The 19,731-nt window shown below is 70.2% G+C and carries 14 protein-coding genes; 5 read left to right on the forward strand and 9 right to left on the reverse strand.

What is annotated here, in order from left to right:
• Nucleotides 1–420 carry an SRPBCC family protein gene (locus NY1_RS21400; protein ID WP_067716137.1) on the reverse strand — a complete coding sequence of 140 codons (420 nt, stop codon included), beginning with the start codon at nucleotides 418–420 and terminating at the stop codon, nucleotides 1–3.
• 80 nt (nucleotides 421–500) lie between these two features.
• On the opposite strand from NY1_RS21400, the gene NY1_RS21405 reads away from it, so the two are divergent.
• Nucleotides 501–752, forward strand: a complete 252-nt coding sequence (locus NY1_RS21405) for a mycoredoxin (RefSeq protein ID WP_269821640.1) — start codon at nucleotides 501–503, stop codon at nucleotides 750–752.
• Between the two features lie 104 nt (nucleotides 753–856).
• On the opposite strand, the gene nudC is transcribed toward NY1_RS21405, so the two are convergent.
• The 4 genes from nudC to NY1_RS21425 form a co-directional block, all read right to left on the reverse strand.
• Nucleotides 857–1,762: an NAD(+) diphosphatase gene (nudC, locus tag NY1_RS21410; RefSeq protein WP_067716143.1), complete on the reverse strand. Its 906-nt coding sequence runs from the start codon at nucleotides 1,760–1,762 to the stop codon at nucleotides 857–859.
• Between the two features lie 51 nt (nucleotides 1,763–1,813).
• Nucleotides 1,814–2,869 (reverse strand): potassium channel family protein, encoded by a 1,056-nt coding sequence (locus NY1_RS21415; protein ID WP_439956029.1) that lies wholly within the window; start codon nucleotides 2,867–2,869, stop codon nucleotides 1,814–1,816.
• A 99-nt stretch (nucleotides 2,870–2,968) separates the two neighbouring features.
• The gene (locus NY1_RS21420) at nucleotides 2,969–6,592 is read right to left on the reverse strand and encodes an ATP-dependent helicase (protein WP_084535199.1); all 3,624 of its coding nucleotides are present in this window, start codon (nucleotides 6,590–6,592) and stop codon (nucleotides 2,969–2,971) included.
• 148 nt (nucleotides 6,593–6,740) lie between these two features.
• A complete protein-coding gene (locus NY1_RS21425) occupies nucleotides 6,741–10,253 on the reverse strand; it encodes an ATP-dependent helicase (protein WP_067716145.1) in 3,513 nt (1,170 codons plus the stop codon).
• A 115-nt stretch (nucleotides 10,254–10,368) separates the two neighbouring features.
• Between NY1_RS21425 and NY1_RS21430 the strand changes: the two genes are divergently transcribed.
• Both NY1_RS21430 and NY1_RS21435 read left to right on the forward strand, forming a co-directional pair.
• Nucleotides 10,369–11,154 (forward strand): alpha/beta fold hydrolase, encoded by a 786-nt coding sequence (locus tag NY1_RS21430; RefSeq protein ID WP_067716148.1) that lies wholly within the window; start codon nucleotides 10,369–10,371, stop codon nucleotides 11,152–11,154.
• Nucleotides 11,154–11,450 (forward strand): MGMT family protein, encoded by a 297-nt coding sequence (locus tag NY1_RS21435; protein WP_067716151.1) that lies wholly within the window; start codon nucleotides 11,154–11,156, stop codon nucleotides 11,448–11,450. The genes NY1_RS21430 and NY1_RS21435 overlap by 1 nt, the downstream gene beginning before the upstream one ends.
• A 3-nt stretch (nucleotides 11,451–11,453) precedes the next feature.
• Here NY1_RS21435 and NY1_RS21440 read toward each other — a convergent pair whose 3' ends face one another.
• Nucleotides 11,454–12,212 carry a helix-turn-helix domain-containing protein gene (locus tag NY1_RS21440; protein ID WP_233434423.1) on the reverse strand — a complete coding sequence of 253 codons (759 nt, stop codon included), beginning with the start codon at nucleotides 12,210–12,212 and terminating at the stop codon, nucleotides 11,454–11,456.
• A 234-nt stretch (nucleotides 12,213–12,446) separates the two neighbouring features.
• Nucleotides 12,447–14,678, reverse strand: a complete 2,232-nt coding sequence (locus NY1_RS21445) for an AfsR/SARP family transcriptional regulator (protein ID WP_067716156.1) — start codon at nucleotides 14,676–14,678, stop codon at nucleotides 12,447–12,449.
• 593 nt (nucleotides 14,679–15,271) lie between these two features.
• Here NY1_RS21445 and NY1_RS21450 point away from each other — a divergent pair.
• Nucleotides 15,272–15,580 carry a hypothetical protein gene (locus tag NY1_RS21450; protein WP_157762415.1) on the forward strand — a complete coding sequence of 103 codons (309 nt, stop codon included), beginning with the start codon at nucleotides 15,272–15,274 and terminating at the stop codon, nucleotides 15,578–15,580.
• On the opposite strand, the gene NY1_RS21455 is transcribed toward NY1_RS21450, so the two are convergent.
• Complete coding sequence (locus NY1_RS21455) at nucleotides 15,567–15,968, reverse strand: DUF7144 family membrane protein (RefSeq protein ID WP_067716162.1); 402 nt, start codon at nucleotides 15,966–15,968, stop codon at nucleotides 15,567–15,569. The genes NY1_RS21450 and NY1_RS21455 overlap by 14 nt on opposite strands.
• A 128-nt stretch (nucleotides 15,969–16,096) precedes the next feature.
• Here NY1_RS21455 and NY1_RS21460 point away from each other — a divergent pair, with 128 nt between their 5' ends.
• The gene (locus NY1_RS21460; protein WP_157762416.1) at nucleotides 16,097–17,776 is read left to right on the forward strand and encodes a LuxR C-terminal-related transcriptional regulator; all 1,680 of its coding nucleotides are present in this window, start codon (nucleotides 16,097–16,099) and stop codon (nucleotides 17,774–17,776) included.
• On the opposite strand, the gene NY1_RS21465 is transcribed toward NY1_RS21460, so the two are convergent.
• Complete coding sequence (locus NY1_RS21465) at nucleotides 17,777–19,633, reverse strand: glycoside hydrolase family 15 protein (RefSeq protein WP_067716167.1); 1,857 nt, start codon at nucleotides 19,631–19,633, stop codon at nucleotides 17,777–17,779.
• Nucleotides 19,634–19,731: the final 98 nt, after the last annotated feature.

The following is a 19,731-nucleotide window of genomic DNA, read 5'->3' on the forward strand; positions in this document are numbered from 1 at the left end:
TCACGCCCGGACACCCTCGGCGACCTTGATCAGCGCGGCCAGATCGGGGGCGACGGACTCGGCCAGATCCGCGCCCATGATCTTGTTCCAGAACCAGCGCAGCGGGCCTTCCATGCTGACCCGGACGGTGACGGTGGTGACCTCGCCGGTGGTCACCTCGTGGGCGAAGACCAGGCGCGCCCCGAGCAGCTTGGACACGTCCACGAATTCGGTGTCGGTGAGTTTCTCCACCACGAACCCGACCTTCGGACCGCCCTTGGGCTTGAGGGTGCCGGTCGCGCCCTGCACGAAGGGGCCGTCGAGTTTCACCCATTCGGTGTCCTGATTCCACTCCGGCCAGGACGCCATATCGCCCCAGATGGCGAAGAAGGTCTCGGGCGCGGCGGTCGAAGTGGCGGTGGCCTCGGCGATGATCGTCATGGATTTAGTATGCGCGCATACTATTATCCGGTCAACCCCGGCCGGGGAACATGATCGGAGGGAAGTATGTTGCACAATCCGTGACTGCTACCGACCTGACCATGTACTCGACCACCTGGTGCGGCTACTGCCGCCGGCTGAAGAAGCAGCTGGACGAGGCCGGGATCACCTACGAGGTGATCGATATCGAAGACCATCCCGAAGCCGCCGAGTTCGTCGGCAGCGTCAACAACGGCAACCATGTGGTTCCGACGGTGAAGTACCGGGACGGTTCCACGGCCACCAACCCCACGCTGGTGCAGGTCAAAGAGGCGCTCGCAGCGATCAGCTGAGGGGCCCAGCGCTCAGGGGCCACGCCCCGAACCTCTGAATTACCGAGCCGCACGCCCGAGGCGTGCGGCTTGCCCTTGTCGCCACCGCCGGCGGCGAATCCGAATCAGCTTGCGGCGGCCCAGGATTCGACGATGGTCCGGGCGATCGAGATCGAACCCGGCAGCAGCAGGCGGACATCGGCCTTGGTGCCCCACGCGCCCGCTTCCAGGGCCTCGCGCACCTCGGCGCGCGTGTACCAGTGCGCCTCGGCGATCTCCCCGTCGTGGAAGTTCAACGGCTGGTCCGGATCGGCTTCCGCGGCGAAACCCAGCATGAGCGAACGCGGGAACGGCCACGGCTGGCTGCCCAGGTAGCGGACCGCGCGCACATCGACGCCGACCTCTTCCTTGATCTCGCGCTCCACACAGCGCTCCAGGGACTCCCCCGCCTCCACGAAACCGGCCAGCAGCGAGAACAACCCCTCCGGCCAGGTGTGCTGACGCGCCAGCAGTACGCGGTCGCCACCATCGTGGATGAGGCAGATGACGGCCGGGTCGATGCGCGGGAATTCCTCGTACCCGGCCTCGTTGGTGCGCGACCAGCCGCCATTGGTGACCCGGGTGGCGGAACCGTCGACGGCGCTGAAGCGCGCCTTGTCGTGCCAGTTCAGCAGCGCGATGGCGGTGGACAGCAGCCCGGTGCCGAAATCGTCGAGCTCCAGGGTGGTCCCGAAGGCGCGCAGATCGGTCAGCTCGCCGTCGATCTCGTTGTCGCGCACCGCCCACAGGTGCAGGCCGTCGTCGACGCCCAGGAACACCGCCTCGGGGGCCGGTTCGGCGGCCAGCGACACGGCGGCGTCCAGCACCACGGTGCCGTCGATCACGCGCACTTGGCCGCGCTTGTTCATGCGTAGCAATTTCGCTTGCGCCCAGCCCTCTTTCAGGGCCTGCTCATCCGAGCGGAGATCCTCCGCTCGGTCGAGGGCGGAACGGGAAAGCACCGGAACGGCATTCAACTCGAACGAAGACACGGTTCGAGACTAGCCGGGCGGGGTGGCGCGGCGTCGAACGAGCGGCCTCAGTTAGTGGACGCGGCGCAGATACAGCAGTTTGTCGCCGGTCTCGAGCGCGTCCACCTCGGGATCGCCGACCCGGATGAGCTCGCCCGCGCGGACCACGCCCATCACGATGTCGCGCAGGTGGCGGGGCGAGCCGCCGATCTCCTCGGGTTCCACGTCCCGCTCGGAGATGGCGAAACCGGCTTCGGGAGTGAGCAGGTCCTCGATCATCTCCACGACGGTGGGGGTGGTGGTGGAGATGCCGAGCAGGCGGCCCGCGGTCTCGGAGGACACCACCACCGAATCCGCGCCGGACTGGCGCAGCAGATGGGTGTTCTCGGCCTCGCGGACCGCGGCGGAGATACGGGCCTTGGAATTGATCTCGCGGGCGGTCAGGGTGACCAGCACCGCGGTGTCGTCGCGATTGGCGGCGACCACGACCGCGGCGGCCTGCTGCACGCCGGCCAGGCGCAGCACATCGGATCTGGTGGCGGAGCCGTGCACGGTGACCAGTCCGGCGTTCGCGGCGGTCTCCAGCACCTGCGCATCGGTGTCGACCACCACGATGTCGGCGGGCTTCACGCCGTCGCCCAGCATGGCGTCGATCGCGGTCCGGCCCTTGGTGCCGTAGCCGACGACCACGGTGTGATTGCGCACGGTGTGCCTCCATCGCTGAATCTTGAACGCCTGCCGGGATCGTTCGGTCAGCACCGACAGGGTGGTGCCGACCAACACGATGAGGAAGAAGATGCGCAGTGGCGTCACCACGAGGATATTGACCAATCGCGCTTCCGGCGTGACCGGTGTGATGTCGCCGTAGCCGGTGGTCGACAGCGATACCGTCGCGTAGTACGCGGCGTCCAGCATCGACATCTCTTCGCGCGCGTTGTCGTGGTAGCCGGAGCGGCCGATGTAGACCACGACGGTCGCGATGGCCAGCAGCAACAGCGCCAGGCCGAGCCGCCGCGCCAGCGAGATCCACGGACTGATCTGTTCGGTCGGCACCCGCAGCACGCCCACCAGGGCGTGGTCCGGGCGGTCGGTGAGCCTGCCGATACCACGCGACGAATCACCGAACACGGGAATCACCGGCCATTTCGGGGACGTCTAGGTGCGGCACAGGACCGGAGCGTACCGGGCCGCGCCCGAAATCGCGGCCTCGACCGGCGCGCGTCGCGGCTATCGGATCGGGTCGGGTGGCAGGGATTCCGGATCGGGCGGGGGTTCGAAGTCGTCGGGCGGGGCCCAGTCCGGCAGGCCGGGGTGGGCGCGCAGGGAATCCACGTCGAGGGCACGGGATTCCGGGGATTCCGGGGACGGGGCATCGCGGCGCACCGGATCCGCACTCGGCGCCGGCTCCTCCCGCTCGGGGGCGTTGGTGCGGATGAGGTGTTCGAGTTCGGCCGGGCCGGGCAGATATTCGGGGGCGATGGTGCGGCCGGTGCGGACGTAATGGAAGGCCGCGTCGACCCGGTCCAGCAGCGCCGCCTCGGGCAGCCCGGTGCGCGCCGCCTCCAACCGTGCCCACGCCAGGCGGTACACGGCGAGCTGTACCGCCACCGAATCCGCTTCGGCCGCATTCGGTTCCGCGCCGGTCTTCCAGTCGACCACGGTCCAGCCGCCGTCCGGGCGCGGAAACACCGCATCCATGCGCCCGCGAATCACGGTGCCCGCCAGTGTGGTTTCGAACGACACCTCGACCTCGACCGGATTGCGATCGGCCCACTGCGAGGCCAGGAACGCCTCCTGCAACCGCATCAGCTCGGCGTCCCGGTCGGAGCCGTCGGCGGCGCCGGGCAATTCGTCGAACGCCAGCAGCCGGCCGGCCCCGAACCAGCGCTGCAGCCAGGCGTGGAAGGCGGTGCCGCGGCGGGTGAACGGGCTCGGCGGATACGGCAGCGGACGGCGCAGGCGCGCAGCGAGTTTCGCGGGATCGGAGCGCAGATCCACCAGCGAGGTGGCGGCCAGCTGTCCGGGCAGCTCCACCTCGCGCACCGCCTGTTCCGCGGCGAGATGCTCGGCGATCAGGGCATCGACGTCGGTCCCCCAGCCTTCCGGATCGTCGGCAGTGGCCGGGTCGAACTCCGCTGCCTCGCCCTCGTCCTCGTCAGGCAACCGAAGTGCCGGGCCGAAGTCGAATTCGGCTTGTTGCGGGCGGGCGGCCTCGCGGAGGGCGGCGAGGGCGCGTTTGACCAATTCCGCGCCCTCTTCCACGAATTCGCGGCGCGCGCCCAAGGGGTCGCGGGGCCATTCGGCGGTGGGCGGGTTGTCGGTGAAGGGGTTGGTGGTGTCGGGGAGGGGCGGGTCGTCCCAGCGGTCGATGCGGACGGCGCGGGCCAGGTCGGTGCCGGGGGTTTCGGTGGCCTGTTTCAGGTCGAGGAGGAAGTCGGAGGGGCCCTTGGGTTTCGAGCCGGTTTCGGCCCAGTGGTGGGCGGAGACCAGCAGGACGCGTTCGGTGCGGGTGAGGGCGACGTAGAAGAGGCGGCGTTCCTCGTCTATGCGGCGGCGGGCCAAGGCCTTCTTGTGTTCGTCGAGGGCGTGTTCGAGGTCGGCGCGGTCGTAGATGCCGGACAGGTCGAGGACGGGGACGCCTTCGCCCGCGCCGTCGTCCTGCTGGCGGTCGCCGCGCAGGCCGGTGGGGAGTTCGGCGAGCGCGCCCATCCAGGTGGTGGTGCCGGTGCCGGAGGGGAAGGTGCCCTCGACCACGTGCGGGACGGCGACCACCTCCCATTCCAGGCCCTTGGCGGCGTGCACGGTCAGGACCTGGACGCGGTCGTGGGCCACCTCGACCTCGCCGGGTTCCAGGCCGCCTTCGACTTCCTCGGCGGCGGTGAAGAAGTCGAGCAGGCCGGTGAGGGAGGAGCGGTGGTCGGCGGCGTAACCGGCGACGACGTCGGCGAAGGCGTCCAGGTGTTCGCGGCCGGCGGCGGCGTGGGCGCGGCGGGCCTGGGTTTCGACGCCGACGCCGATGGTGCGTTCCACATCGGCGACCAGTTCGGACAGGGGCTGGCCGCTGCGCTCGCGCAGGGCGGTGAGTTCCTGGCCGAGGGCCACGATGCGCGCGTAGCCCTCGGACGAATACTGGTCCACCGCACCGGGATCGGCGATGGCGTCGCCCAGCCCGGCCCGCTCGGACGGTTCGGGTGCGACCTCGCGCAGGGCCTCGTCCAGCGCCGCGGTGTCGCTGATCTCCTGCGCTGGTCCGCCCGGCCGCCGGATGGAGAGCTCCCGGGCGCGCCGCGACAGGGCCGCGATATCCGCTACGCCGATCCGCCACCGGGCTCCGGTGAGAATGCGCACCGCCGCGCTGCCCGCCGCCGGATCGGCGATCAAGCGCAGGGTGGCGACGATATCCGCTACCTCGGGGGTGTGCAGGAGTCCGCCCAGACCGACGATCTCCACCGGTAATCCGTGCTCCCGCAAGGCTTCCGCCAAAGGCGCGGCATCCGCATTGCGGCGCACCAGCACCGCCGAGGTCGGCGCGGGCTCGCCGGCGTCGGCCGCCGCCTCCCATTCGGCCGCGATCCGTTCCGCCACCCAATCCCGTTCCTGGGCAACGGTTTCCGCGAGCGCCAGTGCCACCACGCCGGGTGTCGCGTCCGGGCGCGGGCGCAGGGCGTCGACCGTCACCCCGCCGCTCTCGATCGCCTTGCGCCGCAAGGGATCCGCCACCAGGTTCGCCAGATCGAGAGCTTCCGGCGGGTTCCGCCAGCTGGTCAGCAGGGGCAGGATCGGGGCGGGCACCCCGGGCGATACCGGGAAATCGGTGGCGAAGCGCGGCAGATTCGCCGCGGACGCCCCGCGCCAGCCGTAGATCGACTGCATCGGGTCGCCGACCGCGGTCACCGCCAGCGGCTGTCCGGCCGAACCGGCAGGGGTGGAACCACCACCGGTCGCTCCGAACAGGGAGGAGAGCAATACGCGCTGTGCGTGGCCGGTGTCCTGGTATTCGTCGAGCAGAACCAGGCGGAAGCGGGTGCGTTCGGCCGCACCGACTTCCGGGTGGATAGAGGCGAGCCGGGCGGACAGGGACATCTGCGCGCCGAAGTCCAGTGCGCCGCGGCGGCGGAGTTCGTCGGCGAGGCGCTGCACCAAGGGCAGCAGGGTGACGCGTTCGTTCTGGACCTCGAGCAGATCCAGCAGTGCCTTCTTGGGGCCGCCCTTCTGCCGGGGTCCGGCCGGCAGCGTGTGGACCAGCCGGTCGAGTTCGCGGTGGGCGCTGGTCAATTGGTGCGGTTCGACGAGATGTTCGGCGAGCTGACCCGACAGCGCCAGCACGGCTTCGGTCACCGACACCGGACTGCGATCGGTATCGAGGTCACCGTCCCAGGTCGAAACGACGCGATAGGCCAGCTGCCAGAGCTGGGTCTGGGTGAGCAGCGTCGCGGTGGGTTCGACGGGCAGCAGCAGACCGTACTCGGTGAGCAGCCGGCCGGCGTAGGAGTGGTAGGTGCTGATCTCAGGTTCCGAACCGGTGAGCAGCGCGCGCAGGTGACCGGTCGGGTCGATGTCCCGCACGATCGGCGCCCCGGCCAGCCGGGCGAGCCGGGTGCGGATACGAGTCGTCAACTGCTGGGCGGCTTTTCGCGTGAAGGTGAGCCCCAGCACCTGCTCCGGCTCGACCAATCCATTGGCGACCATCCACACCACGCGAGCCGCCATGGTCTCGGTCTTGCCCGCCCCCGCACCCGCCACCACCAGCGTCGGCCCGGGTTCGGCCGCGATGACGGCAGCCTGTTCGTCGGTCGGCGTCGGCAACCCGAGCGCGGCGGCGAGCTGCTGGGGAGAAATCCGCTCCGTCACCGCGACGACTCCGCGCGGCCGCACGTCGCGAAGGTCCGCCGCGGCCACCCGCCCGCGGCATCCGCGAAGCTGAGCCGCGCTGCCGCGACATCCACGGCGCGACCGGCGCCCGCGGCGCAGGGCCGGGGCGACCGGGGGTGGGACGACTTCACTCGTCCGTCACCTGCCGTCCGGTGTCCTGGACGGGGCAGCTGCCGGCGACTTTGCAATGGCGGCAGCCGTCGTTGCGCATGGCCAGGTAGCTGGGGCCTTTGGAGGAGTCGGCGGCGTCGTGGATGACGGTGCGCCAGTTGTCGATTCCGTCGGAGTCGAGGGTGGATTGCAGGCGCTGGGTGGCGCCTTCCTTGGCGTTGGGTTTGGCGACGTAGACCAGGCGGGCGCCGCCGGGGTCGCCTTCGCCCAGAGCGCCGGAGGCGGCGGCCACCTGGTAGGTGGCGAGCTGGGCGTGGTCTTCGGCGGCCTGTTTGGAGATGGGGGTCTTGCCGGTTTTGACGTCGATGATGACGAAGCGGCCCATGGCGTCGCGTTCGACGCGGTCGACGCGGCCGGAGATGCGGACCGGATGGCCGTCGGGGGTGCGGGGCGGGAGGGTGAGGTCGACGGGGACTTCGACGCCGATGGCGGTGAGTTCGTCGCGGGTATTGCGCAGCCAGGCCAGGAAGGTGTCGACCATGGTCTCGGTGCGGCGCAATTCGGCTCGCGAGTACCAGTTCTCGCCGTCGCGGGCGGTGGGGTCGATCTTCTTCCAGGCCTTGGCGAGGGCCTGTTTGACCTGGGCCTCGTCGACCTGACCGGCGAGGGCCTGGACCAGGGTGTGCACCAGATTGCCCTTGAGGGCGTGCGGGTTGTCGCCGTCGCCGCCGCCGTGGCGTTCCAGCGCCCAGCGCAGCGGGCAGGTCTTGAGCTGTTCGACGGTGGACGGGGACAGGGCGATGGCGCCGTCGGCGCTGTCCCACAGCGGGTTCGTGGAGGACAGTTCGGCGGTGCCGTACCAGTCGCCGGGATGCGCCCCGCGCACGCCCGCGTCGGCCAGCCGGGCGAGTTGATGGGCCGCGCGGGTGCGGCGTTCCGGGGTGGTTTCGGGATCGCAAGCCACGGAACGCAATTCGGCGATGAGGGCGTGCATGGCGAGCGCCCGGCCGGGATCGACCGGCGGCGGGATCTTGCCGGGCTGCCCGTCGGCGGCATCGGCGTCGAGTTCGGCGAGGAAACGCGAGGGCACCAGATCCTGGTCGCCGGTGACGGATTCGACGGCGGTGACCAGCAGCGAGCGTTGCGCGCGGCCGCACGCCACCAGCAGCAGCCGCCGTTCTTCGGCGAGCAGCGGGGCGGCGCGGCTCACCCGCTCACCGGTATCCCCCACTCCGGCAAGCAGATCCACCAGATCCTCGACGCCGAGCAGGCTGCCGCGCGGCCGCAGGTTCGGCCAGATCCCCTCCTGCACGGCGGCGACCGCCACCGTGTCCCATTCGCGCCCGGCGGCGGCGTGCGCGCTGCAAATGGTGACCGCCGCACCCGGATCGGTATGCGGCGCATTGTCCTGTGGAATCTCCTGCTGCTCCAGGTATTCCACGAAGCCTTCGATGGTGGCGCGCGGCAGCCGGTCCACATACGCGGCCGCCGCCTCGAACAGCCCCACCACCGCGTCCAGGTCACGATCGGCCTGCATCCCGACCGCTCCCCCGCGCTCGGACTGCCCCACCCAGCGCCGCTCCAGGGTGGAGCCGGTCCAGATCCCCCACATCACGTCTTCGAGCCCGCCGCCTTCGCGCCGCTTCTTCCGCGCCCGCCCCAGCGCCTTCAACACCCGCCGCAGCGGTGCGGCCTCCACATCGGTGAGCCGCTCCAGAATCACCCGATTCCCATTGCCCACCAGCAGATCCCGCAGAATCTCGGCCGACGACCGATCCAGATCCGCATACCGATCCGCCGCCTCGGCCGCGGCCTCCCCGGCCCTTGCCGAATCCGCCACGACCCGGGCCGCAATGGCCGTATCCCCTTCGGCCGCAGCCGATCCCGGCAGCGGTTCGTCCCCGTCCGCCTCCGTGACCTCCCGCTCCGGATAGCCGAGTTCCAGCACGGTCCGCCGAATACCGCGCCGCAACCGCCGCAGGCTGATCTGATCCGCCCCGCCCAGCGGCCCCGCCAGCAGATCCAGCGCATCGTCCGCGCTGAACTCGATCGGCCGCGGATGCCGCACGGCCGTCGGATCACCCGCCGTGACCGCCCGCAGCGCCGACAGCATCCACGCCGCCCCGCGCCGCCGCGCCAGCGGCACCTCGGCCGGCGGCTGCCGCACCGGCACCCCGGCCGCGAGCAGCGCGCGCCGCAGCGGAGCCAGCGACAGCGGCACCGATCGCACGATCACCGCCATCCGAGACCACGGCACCCCGTGCGAAAGATGCGCCCGCCGCAGATGATCCGCGATCAGCGCAGCCTCCTTGGCGGGCGTCGTCAGCACCTGCACCCGCACTTCCCCCGCGAAAGGCTCTCCCTCCCAATCGATTCGGTCCACCTCTTCCGGCGGTTCCACCCCATCCCCGGGGGCGATATCCGAGATGAAATCGGTCGTGGCGGGTGGGGTGCGGTGGCGGCCGGCGCCGGGGAGCCGGGCGGTGATGCGGGAGATGACCTCCTGGATGGCCGGAGCGCCGCGGTGGTTGTGGCGCAGGGTGATTCGGTGATCGGCGGGGGTGTCGAGGTCGGCGGCGAAGCGGGCGTCGGCGCCGCGGAAGGTGAAGACGGATTGGTCGGGGTCGGCGGCGATGACGGTGGTCGCGCCGCCGCTGCCGAGGGCGCGGACGAGCTGGGCGGCGTGCGGGTCGAGATGCTGGGCGTCGTCGACCAGGAGGGTGTGCAGGCGGTCGCGTTCGGCGATCAGGAGTTCGGGGTCGGCGGCGAGGGCTTCGAGGGCGGCGGTGACGAGTTCGGCGGCGTCCAGGGCGGGGGCGCTGGCTTCGGGCACATCCATGCCGACCGACCAGCGCAGCAGCTGGATCTGTTCGTAGCGCTCGAAGAAGCGGCCGGCGGCGACCCATTCCGCCCGGCGGTGGATGCGGCCGAGTTCCACCAGGTCTTCGGGACCGAGGCCGCGTTCGGTGGCGCGCAGCATGAGATCGCGCAGCTGTTCGGCGAACCCGGCGGCGGGCAGCGCGGGATGCAGGCGCTCGGGCCAGCCGGCGGCGCCGTCGAGCAGATCGCCGCGCAACATCTCGCGAATCACGATGTCCTGTTCGGAACCGGTGAGCAGCCGGGGCGGCGGATTGCCGCGTGCGGTGGCGAAGCCGCGCAGCAGGCCGAACGCGTAGGAGTGCAGGGTGCGGACCAGCGGGCCGCGGGTGGCGCCGGGCACCCCGCCGAGTTCGGGATCGGCGGCGGCGATGCGGGCGGTGACGGCATTGCGGACGGCGGTGGCGGCGCGCTTGGTGTAGGTGAGCAGCAGCACGGATTCCGGATCGGCCCCGGCCAGGATGCGCGCGGCGGCCAGATCCACCAGCAGCGCGGTCTTGCCGGTCCCGGGCCCGCCGAGCACCTGCCAGGGCCGCCAGCCGGGATCGGGCAGGGTGTCGGCGAACAGCGGCGCGATAGCGGCGTCCCACTCCCGGGGACGGGAGACCGCCTCGGCCCGGCGCACCAATTGCACCGAGCTATCCGATCGCATCACGTCGGCTATTTCAACAGATCGCCCCGACAGGTTTCGTTTGCCATGAGTTGTCCGTGCCGCCGATCACAGGGCAGCGGGTGTTCATGTCCGGCGCAGGCAGCAGAATGGGCGCGTGTCCGATCTTCATATTCATCGCTTCGGTCCTTCGACCGGTCCGGTGGTGCTGGCATTGCACGGGCTGACCGGTCACGGCCGACGCTGGCGGGCGCTGGCCGACGAGTATCTGTCCGACCTGCGGATTATCGCTCCGGATCTGCGGGGGCACGGGAGGTCGCCCGGCGTGCCGCCGTGGGATTTCGAAACCGTCGCCGATGATCTCGCCGAACTGCTGAAAGCCGAGACGAGCGAACCCGCGGTGGTGCTCGGGCATTCGTTCGGCGCGGCCGCCGGGGTGCATCTGGCGCATCGGTATCCGGAGTTGGTGCGCGGGCTGGCGCTGCTGGATCCGGCGATCGGGCTGGACGCGGAATTCATGCTGCACATCGCGAATTCCATGCTGGAGCACCCGGATTACGCCGATGTGGAGCAGGCGCGCCGCGACAAGCTGGAGACCGCGTGGGCGGAGGTGGACCCGGAGCTGCTCGCCGACGAACTGGCCGAGCATCTGGTGCCCACCGCGAACGGCCGCGTGGGCTGGCGGCTGGCCATGCCCGCGATCATCGCCTTCTGGGGTCAGCTGGCCCGCGATTTCGTGCTGCCCCCGGCGCACCTGCCGACGGTGCTGGTGCAGGCCATGCGGGTGGATCCACCGTTCGTCACGCCCGCGTTCCGGGCCGCGCTCGCCGACCGGCTCGGCGACAATCTGACCGTGCGCGAATTCGATTGCGATCACATGGTCGCCCAATCCCGTCCCGCCCCGACCGCCGCACTGCTGCGCGAACTGCTCGGCGGGCTCTGATGCCGACCTCCGACGCCGATATCGAGCGGGTGCGCGAACTGGTGGCCGCCATTCCACCCGGGCGAGTCGCCACCTACGGCGATATCGCGGCCGCCGCGGGCCTGTCCACGCCGCGTACGGTCGGCTGGATCATGCGCACCGATTCCGCCGATCTGCCCTGGCATCGGGTGCTGCGCGCCGACGGCACTCCGGCGCCGCATCTCGCGCACCGGCAATTGCGGCAGCTGGCCGCGGAGGGCTGTCCGCTCGCGGGCGATCGCGTCGACTTGCGCAGGGCGCGTTTCGTTTTCGATTGACGCCTACTTCCGGCGGGTGCACTTCCGGCCGATTTCGGCGGGAATCCCGAGGAAGATCTTGATGTGTTCGGAGTGCGCCACCGAATCGACCCGGAACATCTGCGCCACGATGGTGTGCCGCGTCCCGGACTCCGGATCGCGCAACCGCATCCGCGCCCCTTCCCGCCCGTAGGTGACGATGCCCTCGTCCCAGTATCGGCAGAACAGTTCGTACTGGCCGAGTTCGGCGAGAAACGCGACCGAGGACGCGGTATCGCCGGAACTGGCGATGAGGCCGCGCAGCCAGTGCACGCTGAGCCGGACCTCCTGCTCCCATTCCGGCAGCACCCGCCGGGCCTGGACATTGCCCAGCAGCCAGTGCAGGACATTGCCGTCGCGGACCTGTCCGGGGAAGGCGCGGGTATAACTTTCGTTGTACGCCAGCAGATTCCAGTGGGTATCGAGATAGGCGGCGAGATTCGGCTCGTGCAGATGCAGGGCGTCCACCATTTCTTCGGTGATCTCGCCGCGTAACTCGTCGACGCTGGGATAGTCCGGGGCGCCCAAACCGGCCAGATCATTGAGATGCCGGTGTTCGACCGGGGAGAGCGGGCCGACCAGATCCAGGTAGCGGACCAGCGCGCGCAGCACCTCGCGGGTGGGGCGTTCGCGATTGCCGTTCTCCAAATGCGTGATGTAACTGGCGCTTACGCCCGCGTTGAAGGCCAGGCGCTCGCGGGATATCCGGCGGGCGTCGCGCAGTCGGCGCAACTGCTTACCCAAGGTCGGTGGTTGTAGATTTCCGGGTCTTTGGACGCACTCTGCAATCGGTGCCATCGGTGCTCCTCGCTGTCCTGGTTTTCCTACTCGATTTAGGACAAGGTAATTCATTGCGAGCCTATCCATCTCATTGCGGTGACCGCATGGCAAGGGATTGTGACTTCGAACTCCACAGGGGTACAACGGATTACATAGATTGCGCTGAGTTTGCCAAAAGCTCTCCGATCATCTTTCGGATCAGGGTCCCGCAATGGTTACCGAGCGAATCCGTGCCATGAGTTCCGTTGCCGCGGTGCGATATCGAGAAGCTATTGCGGAATTGCCCAGTGCGGCCGCGAGATCGGCGAGTAGTTCGTCGACGGGGCCGAAAACGACGGTTCCGGTCTCGGCTCCGGCGACCGTTCCGGCGTACGGGCGCAGGCGGTGGAACAGCACGCGCAATTCGCCGGGTTCACCCAGGACCAGCGCGGCGTGCGCACGGAAGACGGTGCCCACCGCGGTCCCCCGAGCCGGGTCGAGGGTGCCGTCGATTTCGAAACTCACTGCGGCCCTAGCTATTTCACCGGCGTGCAGGAGCGACATCGTATAGATGTGGGTCAGATCGCCGGGTAGCGCGCGGCTCGCTGCGGCGAGTTCGTCCACCCGGCCGGAGAGATCGCCGCGCGCCCAATCCACCGCCACCCGGCCCAGCAGCCGGAACTCGCCCCGATTCGGTGCGCCGAGCGCTCCGGCCTGCTCGTCGCGATCCCGGTAGAGCTGCTCCGCGCCGTCCGGATCGCCGCCCAGCAGCACGGTGGCCGCCGTGAAGGAGTCCAGGGCCGGCGTCAACACCCCCGATCCGGCCGCATCGGCGAACGCGGCGGCCAGCCGTTGCTGACGCATCGCTTCGGTCAGATCCGCACCGGCGCAGGCGATCCGCAGGTGCAGGTAGTGCGCGAGCGCGAGATAGTCGGTACGCCCCGCCAGGATGGCCGCGCGCTCCAGCTCCCCCGCCACGTCCGGCAGCTCCGTCCACGCGCCCCGCTCGAGCAATACCGCGGCCAAGGCATTGAGCGCACCGCAGTGCAGCACCGGATCCCCGGCGGCCCCGCCGACCGCCTCGCGCGCCCACTCCAGGACCGGCTGCGGGCCTAGCGGGTCTGCCTCGAAAACCATTGCGGTGCGCAGTGCTACGCGCTCCCACTGGTTCTCCGCCGTCCCGAGTGCATCGGCGAGCGCGTGCTCGATGGCCGCGTCGGGCCGGAGCCGATCCCGGAGCGGCCAGGCGACCGGCGCGCGCCAACTGGTGAGCGCACGCACGACCAGCTCCCGCTCCCCCAGTTCCACCGCCGATTCGACCGCTGCCGTGCGCGCCCGCCGCGCCGCCTCGCTCCGCCCCGCCCCCGCCAGCGCCGCCACCAGCTCGCAGCGCGCCTCCGAAAGTTCCACCCGCCGACCGTGTTCCGCGTCCCGCGCCGCATGCCCCGCCAGCTCGTGCAGGTCGATAGCCGTCTGCCACAGCCGAATCGAGTCGATCTCCGCACTCGCCCCGATCCCGGTCCGCGCCGCCGCCGCGACATACCCGGCCGCTCGGGCCACGGTCTCCGCGGCCGGTGGCGAATGTTTCTCGTGCGCAGCGGGTTCCGGGTCGGTCGGCCGCGGTCTTCGACGGCCGGTCACGAGTGAGTGCGCGTCGGACCGGCCGGCGGTCAGGGCGGGATCTTGGTTGAGGATAGCGGATTCCAGCGCCTGGAGGCGGGGGCCGGGATCCACCGCGAGGTCATTGCGCAGGTAGTCACGGGTGCGGCGCAAGGTGGCCAATGCCTCGGTCTGCTGGCCCAGGCGGTATTGGGCGGTGGCCAGGAGGCGGGCGGTCTCCTCGCGTTCGGGGTGTTCGGCGGCGGTGCGGTGCAGGCCGGTGAGGACTTCGGCCGGGCGCTCCAGATCGAGAGCGGCGTCGGCTCTGAGCTCGGCGGCCAGCAGCCGCAGGTCGGCCAGGCGCGCGGATTCGGCGGCGGCCCAGGGGGCGTCCTCGAAGGCGGCATACGGACGGCCGTGCCAGCGGGCGAGAGCGGCATCCAGCAGGCGGCAGCGGGTTTCGGAGTCGGGGGAATTCAAGGTGTCGCGGACCGCCTGCTCGTAATCGTGCAGCAGCGCTTCGAATTCCCAGGCGTCGACCGCCGCGGCGGGCAGGCGCAGGGCGTAGCCGCCGGGCTCGGAGACCAGGACGCCCGCGGGGACGCGCGGCGGTCGGTCGGGTTCCAGTACCCGGCGCAGGTTGTGGACCTGGACCTGCAGGACCGCGGCGGCGGTGGCGGGCGGCGCGCCCTCCCAGATGTCGTCCACCAGCCGGCCCGCCGTCACCGGCTGGCCGTGCGCCAGCACCAGGCGGCCCAGCAGGGCGCGGCGGATACGCCCGCCGGTGCTCGCGGGTCGCCCGTCGACGAATATCTGCAGGGGACCGAGTACTCGAATCGACCATTCGCTCATCACAACTCCGGCGTGTGCCCATTTTTCTCGGGACAGCTGCGAGGCCTCCCACCTCGCTCGATGCTGAATGTTAGCCACCGGCCCGATATTTCGGTGAAACGCCGTCATTGCGTGTCGCCGCGGCTTTACCGATTTCGATAGGCGGATATGAGGCGCATCACATAACCGCCCGGTCGTCGCCGTTGCCGGCCGGGCGGGATTCGCGGTGGGATCGGCCAACACCCGACCATCCCCACTTATTCCGAGCGCACCCCGGAAAGGTTTGCGCGGCCTCCGAATTGAGGGCTTGCAAATCGAGTTGCGAGCCGATTGCACAGTGAAACGTCCGCATACGCCGAGGTCGTTACTGTTACCGTGCACAAACTGGCAAGCCAGGTCATTGCAAGTTTTCACAAAATGTGCATCGCGCCTTGGAAAACGCACTGCTCCCGACTCCCCGCCCCGGAATCGAAAGTCGGCGGGAAGTCGCGTTGCGGATGCTACTGGAACCAGCTGAGGGAAGGCGGGCCTCGAATGCAGTACGCGACTCGGACCGACCGCTGGCGGATTGCTCGAAGTCGCATCGGGAACAATTCCGGCGGCAGGGAGCCATTATGCGGAGAACCGGTCTGCTTCGAATCTTTGTCGGTTATCTGGTCCGCCCGGCGGAGGCGGTGGCCCGGGCGATCGATCGCCTGGCCGCCGCCCATGCCCGCGAGCCCATCGCCTGGTTCCGGCCCGATGAGCTCGCGGTGCCGCCCGGCCTCTACCGGGATCGCTGCGGACATCTCTGGGAGCGCACCGCCCACGATTGGCGCATGTGGCTGCGCTCCGGCGCCACCATCGATTCGGTGGCGCTGTGGAATTGGAGCCATTACAGCGTCTGCGATCATGCGCCGTTCGTGGTGCTCATGCGGTCCTGACACCGGTCTTCCAGGTGGCGACCGCCCAGATCACCACCACGTCCAGGGTGATGATGGCGAGCGACCACCACGGATAGTGCGGCAGCCACAGGAAATTCGCGATGATCGACAGGGCGGCCAGGAACATGGCCCCGATCCGCCCCCACATGGTGCCCGCCAGCAGTCCCGCGCCGCAGACGCCGAGCAGCGCGCCCAGCACGATATGGGTCCAGCCCCAGGCGGTGGCGTCGAAACTGTAGATGTATTCGGGCCCGACGACATACAACTCGTCGCCGGCCACGGCGGAGATCCCGGCCAGCACCGACAGCACGCTCACGGTGAGCAGCAGTATCGCCGCTCCGATCGAGGTGCCCGCCGCAATGCCCTGTCGCACCGGATGTTCGGTCATGGTCTGCCCCTGTTCGCTCGGTGGGTGAGATGGACCGACTCTGCGCCGATCCCCCCGGCCCGCCCTCATCCGTCGCGGATGAGCGGGCCCGTACCCGTTCCGTTTCGCACCCACAGGAGATGCCGACCGTGACCTCCACCCGAATTTCGGACCTGCCCCTGGTCGCCCCGCCGCGCGCCGCCCCGCATCGCGCCCGGCTGCTCGCCGAGATCCGTTCCGCCAGTCCGGAATTGGTGCGGGAGCTGGCGGCGCGCACGGCCGACTGGTACGACGAGAACGGCCAGCCGATGCTGGCGCTGCCGCATGTGCTCGCGGCGGGCGATCCCGAACGCGTGGCCGATTTCCTGTGCCATCGCGGCATGGCGATGGTGCTGGAGGGCCACGGCGGCCGGCTGTTCACCCAGCTGGAGCGGTCCTGCCCGGGCCTGGCCGAGGATCCGTTCGTCTGGGTGCTGCGGGCGGTCGACGCGGTCACCCACGAGGACCCGGAAGCGGCGAGTGCCTTCCTGGATCTGGTCGATTCCCGTGCCGGAGTGACGGATTCGATGGCCCCGCCGGAGTGGCTGACGGTGCTCACCCGGGCCGCCCGGGTGGATGCCGCGCCGGACCGCGACGACCTCGGCGATCTGCACGGCACCGGGCAACCGGATATCGACTGCTATCTGGCGGCGCAGGCGGCGACCGCGACCCTGCTGCGCGGGGACCGGGAGCGCGCCGAGGCGCAATTGCGGCGCGGGCTGGCGCTGGCGGCGGGGGCCGATCGGCCGCGGGCGGCGGTGCGGGCGGTGACCCGGCTGGCGGTCACCGCCGGTTACGGCGGCGCGGTGACGACCATGCGGGAGCGGGCGCGAAAAGCGCTGGTGGTGGCGGAGGATCATGAACTGCGCGGCAGCACCGACGCCCTGCACGCGCGGGCGCTGGCGGCGTTCGGGGCCTACCTGCAGGGTGATTCGTACTCCCCGCGCGATCTGGAACCGCTGGCGCGCACCCGCGAGCACCGGGACGGTTCGGTGCGCCCGGTGGGCGGCTGGGCGGCGCAGGTGATCGGCCGGCTGCTGGCCTTCCGCGCGGGCGAGGACCGCTACGCAGGCGCGGAAGCCCTGCGGCACAGCATGCTTTCGCTGCTGGAGTACGGCGGGCCGTTCCCGGTGAGCGCCGGGGATCTGCTGGCGCACGTGGTGTGGGCGCTGCTGGAGGTACGCGAGCCGCGCACCGCCCGCCTGCTGATCGGGCGAGCACGCACCCAGCTGGGTGACACGCCCCTGGTGGAGACGGCCCGGGTCATGCTGGCGGTGGGCACCGAGACCGTCGGCGCCACCCCGGTCGTCGGTGAATTGCTCACGCGCGCAGATGATCTGGGCCCGGTGGAGCGGATCACCGCCTGGCTGCTGTACAGCGCCGTGCACGCCGATCAGCGCCAGCGCAATCCGCACCGGGTGCGCAACGGTTTGGAGCGGGCGCTGGAGCTGGCCGCCGATTCCGGGGTGATCCGCCCGTTCCTGGACGTGCCGGGCACCATCGCGCTGCTGGACGAGCGGGTGGGCGGCTTCGGCCATCGCGACGAGCTGGTGGCCCGCATCCGCAACCATCCGCAGGCCCGGCGGCGACCGCCGGAGCAGCAGCTGACCGCGACGGAACTGACCGTGCTGCACTATCTTCCGTCCGGTCGCACCGCCCAGCAGATCGCCGCCGAACTGGGCGTATCGATCAATACGGTGAAGACGCATCTGCGGGCCATCTACGCCAAGTTCGGGGTCGGCTCCCGCACCGCCGCGCTGGCGCAGGCGCGGCGCGCGGGATTGCTGTGATCAGCCCACCGGAGCGCCGTCCATGGCCGCGTCCAGCACCAGCGCCGCGTCGATCAGCGACAGATGCGTGAACGCCTGCGGGAAATTGCCCAATTGCTGTCCGGTGACGTCGATTTCCTCGGCGTACAGGCCGACGTGATTGGCGTAGGTGAGCATCTTCTCGAACACCAGCCGGGCCTGCTCCAGCCGTCCGGCGCGGGCCAGCGCGTTGACGTAGTTGAAGGTGCACAGCGAGAAGGTGCCCTCCGCACCGGCCAGGCCGTCCGGGGAGGCGTGCGGGTGATAGCGGTAGACGAGACTGTCGGTGACCAGTTCCGCGCCGATGGCGTCCAGGGTGGTCAGCCAGTTCGGGTCCCGCGGGGCCACGAATCCGACCTGCGCCATGCGCAGCAGCGAGGAATCCAGCACATCGGTGTCGTAGTGCTGGACGAAGGCCTGCCGGCCGGAATGCCAGCCGCGTTCCCACAGCTGGGCGTGAATGGCGTCGCGGGTCTGCCGCCAGTGCGCCACCGGGCCGGGCAGGCTGCGTTCGGTGGCCAGCCGCACCGCCCGGTCGAACGCCACCCAGCTCATCAGGCGTCCGTAACTGAAATCCGCTCGGCCGCCGCGGGTTTCCCAGATGCCCTCCTCGGGCTGGTCCCAGTTGACCGAGAGCCATTCCAGCAGTTCGACGATCTCCTGCCAGCCCTGGTGCCCGATCCGCAGGCCGGCCCGATCGGCCTGATAGATGCTGTCCAGCATTTCCCCGTAGATATCGAGCTGCAATTGCCCGGAGGCGTCGTTGCCGATCCGGACCGGACTGGAATCCCGGTAGCCCGCGAAGTTCTCCAGCACGTCCTCGGGCAGATCCCAGGACCCGTCCACCCGGTACATGATCTTCAGCGGTCCGCCGTGCGCCCGGTAGCGCTCGCGCAGCCAGCCCGCGAAAGCCGTTGCCTCGTCCCGGAATCCGAGTGACAGCAACGCCGAGACCGAGAACGAGGCGTCCCGGATCCAGGTGTAGCGATAGTCCCAATTGCGTTCCCCGCCCAGCTGTTCGGGCAGTCCGGCGGTGGGCGCGGCCACGATGCCGCCGGTCGGCGCGTAGGTCATCAGCTTGAGCGTGATGGCCGACCGGTGCACCATCTCCCGCCAGCGCCCGCGGTAGGTGGAGCCCGCCAGCCAGCCGTGCCAGAACGCCACCGTCTCCCGGAACAGGTCCTCGACCTCGGCCGGGCGGATCAGCCGCGGCGGTCCCGGCGCGCCCGATTCCAGCACCACCCCGCGCGTCTGCCCGGCCTCCAGCGTGATGGTCCCGCGCACGTGCCCGCCGCCGACCACTTCCAGCCGCGCCAGCCGGGCCTCGTCGGGTTCGCGCACCGCGTGCACGGTGAGCACCTCGGTGCCGGCGTCGAAGACCGCGCCGTCGGTCAGCACATGGGTGGCGTGCGGCCGCCGCCCGTAGTCGAAGCGTGGGATCAGATCCAGTTCGAAGGTCATCCGGCCACGCACGCAACGCAATTGGCGCACCACTCGGTGCCGGTCGGTGGGCGCGGGATCGGTGATCGGCGGCATGAAGTCGACGATCTCGCCGGTGCCGCTCGCGGTCATGAACCGGGTGATCAGGATGGCGGTGTCCGGGAAGTACATCTGCGTGCTGCGATACGGCTGCCCGCCGGCCGGCCGGATGCGGCAGTGCCCGCCGCGCTGGGTGTCCAGCAGCGCCGCGAACACGCTGGGGGAATCGAAGCGGGGCAGGCAGAGCCAGTCGATGGTGCCGTCGGTGGCGACCAGCGCGGCGGTTTGCAGGTCACCGATCAGGCCGTGGTCGGCGATCGCGGGTGACGGGTCCACGAAGACCGGTGGGGTGGCTGCCATCGGATTCTCCTCACGGGTAGGGGTCTACCGATCCGGTAGGCCGCCCACCGTAGGAGCGCGGGCCGGGGGCGGACCTCACCCGAACGGTGTGAGGGCCC

The organism is Nocardia yamanashiensis NBRC 100130, from assembly GCF_001613325.1.
In the GTDB taxonomy this organism is placed as follows: domain Bacteria; phylum Actinomycetota; class Actinomycetes; order Mycobacteriales; family Mycobacteriaceae; genus Nocardia; species Nocardia yamanashiensis.

Excerpts from the sequence above, each read along its gene's own strand:
- NY1_RS21455 (WP_067716162.1), bottom strand. The coding sequence starts at position 15,968 with ATGACCGAACATCCGGTGCGACAGGGCATTGCGGCGGGCACCTCGATC.
- NY1_RS21465 (WP_067716167.1), bottom strand. The coding sequence starts at position 19,633 with ATGGCAGCCACCCCACCGGTCTTCGTGGACCCGTCACCCGCGATCGCC.
- NY1_RS21435 (WP_067716151.1), top strand. The coding sequence starts at position 11,154 with ATGCCGACCTCCGACGCCGATATCGAGCGGGTGCGCGAACTGGTGGCC.
- NY1_RS21445 (WP_067716156.1), bottom strand. The coding sequence starts at position 14,678 with ATGAGCGAATGGTCGATTCGAGTACTCGGTCCCCTGCAGATATTCGTC.
- NY1_RS21400 (WP_067716137.1), bottom strand. The coding sequence starts at position 420 with ATGACGATCATCGCCGAGGCCACCGCCACTTCGACCGCCGCGCCCGAG.
- NY1_RS21425 (WP_067716145.1), bottom strand. The coding sequence starts at position 10,253 with ATGCGATCGGATAGCTCGGTGCAATTGGTGCGCCGGGCCGAGGCGGTC.
- NY1_RS21450 (WP_157762415.1), top strand. The coding sequence starts at position 15,272 with ATGCGGAGAACCGGTCTGCTTCGAATCTTTGTCGGTTATCTGGTCCGC.